Annotated in this window: 3 protein-coding genes; 2 read left to right on the forward strand and 1 reads right to left on the reverse strand. The window is 72.4% G+C overall.

The window, feature by feature from the left end; translation table 11 throughout:
• Positions 1-1,866, reverse strand: a 1,866-nt coding sequence (locus tag ACFE8Y_RS21100) for a ComEC/Rec2 family competence protein (RefSeq protein ID WP_375466325.1), incomplete at its 3' end; no start/stop codon positions are given.
• Between the two features lie 164 nt (positions 1,867-2,030).
• Here ACFE8Y_RS21100 and gltX point away from each other — a divergent pair.
• Positions 2,031-3,458, forward strand: a complete 1,428-nt coding sequence (gene gltX / locus ACFE8Y_RS21105) for a glutamate--tRNA ligase (RefSeq protein ID WP_375466326.1) — start codon at positions 2,031-2,033, stop codon at positions 3,456-3,458.
• Positions 3,459-3,658: 200 nt separating this feature from the next.
• Positions 3,659-4,074, forward strand: a 416-nt coding sequence (locus ACFE8Y_RS21110; RefSeq protein ID WP_375466327.1) for a citrate/2-methylcitrate synthase, incomplete at its 3' end; no start/stop codon positions are given.

Raw genomic sequence — 4,074 nt, forward strand, 5'->3', positions numbered from 1 at the left:
CTCAGTCCCCTTGCGGACGTCGCCGTCCGCCCGCAGCCACTGCTCCAGCACGAAGGCCGAGGGCCGTCCGAGCGCGACGAGGAGCCCGTCCGCGCCGCGTACCGCCGCGCCGCCGCCCTGGCGATCGACGTAGATGTCGTAGCGCTCCGGCAACGCGGCGAGTCCGAAGCCCAGGGCCCCCGGCAGCACCCCGAGCCAGCGCAGGCGCGAGACCGGCAGCGTCAGCAGGAGAAGCGCGAGGGCGAGGAAGGCCAGCGCGCCGGCGCCGAAGGCCGGCACCACGACGTTGGCACGACCCAAACCCTCGATCCAGCCCGAGATCGTCAGCATCCCGCGCACCGCCAGTCCCATCAGCCACCAGACCGGCTGATCGAGGGCGAACGGGTAGGCGAGGATGCCGAGCACCGCGGCCGGCATCACCGCCAGCGACACGAGGGGCAGCGTCAGCGCGTTGCCGATCAGGCCGAACGGCTGGATCGTCTGGAAGTGGTAGGTGGCGAACGGCGCGGTCGCGATCTGCGCCACCAGCGTCGTGCCCAGGGTGCCCACCACGGTCGTGAGCGCGAGCGCGAGAAGGCGCCCGATCCGGCCGGCGCCGTCGCGGCGGAACAGGCGTCCGTCGATCAGCCGGGCGCAGGCGATGAGGCCGGCCACCGCCCCGAACGACATCTGGAAGCTCGGACCGAGCAGGCCCTCCGGCTCGTGCGCGAGCGCGATGATCGCCGCAAGCGCGAGGTTGCGCATGCTGAGCGCCGGTCGGTCCACGAGGATCGCACCGAGCATGATCAGCGTCATGACGAGGGAGCGCTCGGCGGCGATGTCCCAGCCGGAGAAGATGCAGTAGGCGGTGACGCCCGCCATCGCGAGGCCGGCGGCGATCTTCTTGATCGGCCACGTCAGCGCGAGGAACGGCACCAGGGCGAGGCCTGCCCGCACCAGCCAGAACACGACGCCCGCCGCGAGCACCATGTGCAGCCCCGAGATCGAGACGACGTGGTAGATGCCGGCGGCCCTGAGGGTGTCGTTGGTGGCCGGCGCGATCAGGCCGCGCTTGCCCGTGACCAGTGCCGCGGCCACGGCGCCGGCCTGCCCCCCGTTCGCGTCGGTGATCCGGCGGGTGAGCGCGTTGCGGGCCCCGTCGACGGCGGCCGCGATCCGCAGGGAGAACGGCACCGGTTCGGGGCTCGGCCGGACCTCGATCTTGCCCAGCAGCGAGCCGACGGCGCCGATCCCGCGGAAGTACGCGTCCCGGGCGAAATCGTAGCCGCCGGGACGCGCGGCCTCGGGCGGCGGCAGCAGGCGCGCGGTCGCGGCGATGAAATCGCCGGGCCTGAGCGGGGTCGCCTTCCGGAACGACACGCGGACGCGGATCGGGCGCCGCTCCGGCGCGAGCGTGCCGAGGCTCGCGACCCGCACCACGAGGCGTGCCCCCTCCTCCCGCTCCTCCAGCGACTCGACGAGCCCGGTCAGCGGTCCGATCGTCGTTCGTGTGAGGACGGGCGCCGCGACCCGCGCGACGCGCACCGCGCCCGCGCCGAAGCCGAGGAAGGCGGCCGCCAGCGCCAGGGCGGCGGCGAGGCCGACCGGCCGGGTCCCGAGGAACGGCGTCACACCGATGCAGATCAGGGCCGCGGTGAGGGGCGCGACCGGCGAGGGCAGCCCATCGGTGGCGGTGAAGAAGACGAGGATTCCGGACCCGAAGGCGACGGCGAGCCAGGGGAACAGGCGCCGCTGCTCGGCCTCCAGCGCGAGGCCGTCCGCGATCCATCCGCGCAGGGCGGGCACCAGCGCCGCGGGCGACAGGTGCCGTCCCGCGCCGCGGACGGCGACGGCCCGATCCTGAAGGGATGCGACCTCCCGTGCCATGATCCGCAGCCGGCCCCGCGCCGAACCTTCGCCCCAACCAAGGATTTCTTAACGCATCCGCGAGGCCGTGCTAGATGCGGGCCGCCGGGCCGGTCGATCAGCGCCACGATCCCGTCCAGGACCTCTCGCGCCCTCGACCCGCCAGAAGAGTCGTCTCCAGCCCGATGTCGTCAGCCGTCGTCACGCGCTTCGCGCCCTCGCCCACGGGCTACCTCCACATCGGCGGTGCGCGCACGGCGTTGTTCAACTGGCTCTACGCGCGGTCCAGGGGCGGCCGGATGCTGCTGCGCATCGAGGACACCGACCGGGAGCGATCGACGCAAGGGGCGATCGACGCGATCCTCGACGGGATGTCCTGGCTCGGTCTCGACTGGGACGGGGACGTGGTGTTCCAGTACGCCCGCGCGGCGCGCCACCGCGAGGTCGCCGAGAGCCTGCTCGCGTCGGGCCACGCCTATCGCTGCTACGCGACGCCCGAGGAACTGGCGCAGATGCGCGAGCGGGCACGCGCCGCGGGCAGGCCCCTGCGCTACGACGGGCGCTGGCGCGACCGCGATGCCTCCGAGGCGCCGGCCGGCGTCAGGCCGGTGATCCGCCTGCGTGCGCCGACCGAGGGCGAGACGGTGGTGGACGACGCGGTGCAGGGCCGCGTCACCTGGGCCAACCGCGATCTCGACGACCTCGTGCTGCTGCGCTCGGACGGAAACCCGACCTACATGCTCGCCGTCGTCGTCGACGACCACGACATGGGCGTCACCCAGGTGATCCGCGGCGACGACCACCTCACCAACGCCGCCCGCCAGAGCCAGATCTTCGCAGCGCTGGGCTGGGAGGTGCCGCGGATGGCGCACATTCCGCTGATCCACGGGGCGGACGGGGCCAAGCTGTCCAAGCGCCACGGGGCGCTCGGCGTCGACGCCTACCGCGACCTCGGCTACCTGCCGGCGGCGCTCCGCAACTATCTCGTGCGGCTGGGCTGGAGCCACGGCGACCAGGAGGTGTTCTCGACCGAGGCGATGATCGCGGCCTTCGACCTGCCGGCGATCGGGCGCTCGCCGGCGCGCTTCGACTTCGCCAAGCTCGAGAACCTCAACGGGCTCTACATCCGCGCCGCGGACGATGCCGCCCTCGTTGATGCGATCGAAGGCATCCTGCCGAGCGTCGGCGCATCGCGCGGCCTTTCCGCACCGCTGTCCATGGCGCTTCGCGAAAAACTCACCGCAGCGATGCCGGGCCTGAAGGAGCGGGCCAAGACCCTGATCGAACTGCTGGACAGCGCCTACTATCTCACCGCCGCCCGGCCGCTCGGCCTCGACGACAAGGCCGGCGCCCTGCTGACGGAGGAGGCGAGCGGGCGGCTCGCCGCCATCCTGCCGGCGCTGGAGGCCCTGCCCGCGTGGGACGCGGCGAGCACCGAGGCCGCGGTGCGGCATTTCGCGGATGCGTCCGGGCTCAAGCTCGGGCAGGTGGCCCAGCCCCTGCGGGCCGCGCTCACCGGCCGCACCACCTCGCCGCCGCTCTTCGACGTGATGGCCGTGCTCGGCCGCGCCGAGAGCTTGGCCCGCCTCACAGACAGGATCGCGACCGCCTGAGACGCGCCGCCCACGGCCCGGTTTTCGCTTGGCTTTCGCGGGGGGTTGTCATCCGCCCCGTTGATGGTGCACCGCCGATCCGCTAACTCGTGGGACCTGTGAGCACCTGCAGCAGAGCGCAGTCCGCTCGGGGTCCGGGGCGGTGTCCGGCGCGCCGCGGGCCGGACGCCGCATCGTTGCCAGGAAAGGGTCCACGTTCCATGAGCGCAGCCAGCACCATCACCGTGGACGGCAAGCAGGTCACGCTGCCCGTCAAGTCCGGAACGATCGGACCCGACGTCGTCGACATCGGCAAGCTCTACGCCCAGACCGGCGCCTTCACCTTCGACCCGGGCTTCACGTCGACGGCCTCGTGCGAGTCGAAGATCACCTACATCGACGGCGACGAGGGCGTGCTGCTCTACCGCGGCTACCCGATCGAGCAACTGGCCGAGCAGGGCGACTTCCTGGAGACCTGCTACCTCATGCTGTTCGGCGAGTTGCCGACGCCGGCCCAGAAGGCGGATTTCGACTATCGCGTCACGCGCCACACCATGGTGCACGACCAGATGAACCGGTTCTTCACGGGCTTCCGCCGCGACGCGCACCCGATGGCGGTGATGGTGGCCTCCGTCGG

The organism is uncultured Methylobacterium sp., from assembly GCF_964242245.1.
Classification (GTDB): domain Bacteria; phylum Pseudomonadota; class Alphaproteobacteria; order Rhizobiales; family Beijerinckiaceae; genus Methylobacterium.

What these genes read in the sequence shown, in the direction of transcription:
- gltX (WP_375466326.1), top strand. Translation starts at nt 2,031, where the DNA reads ATGTCGTCAGCCGTCGTCACGCGCTTCGCGCCCTCGCCCACGGGCTAC.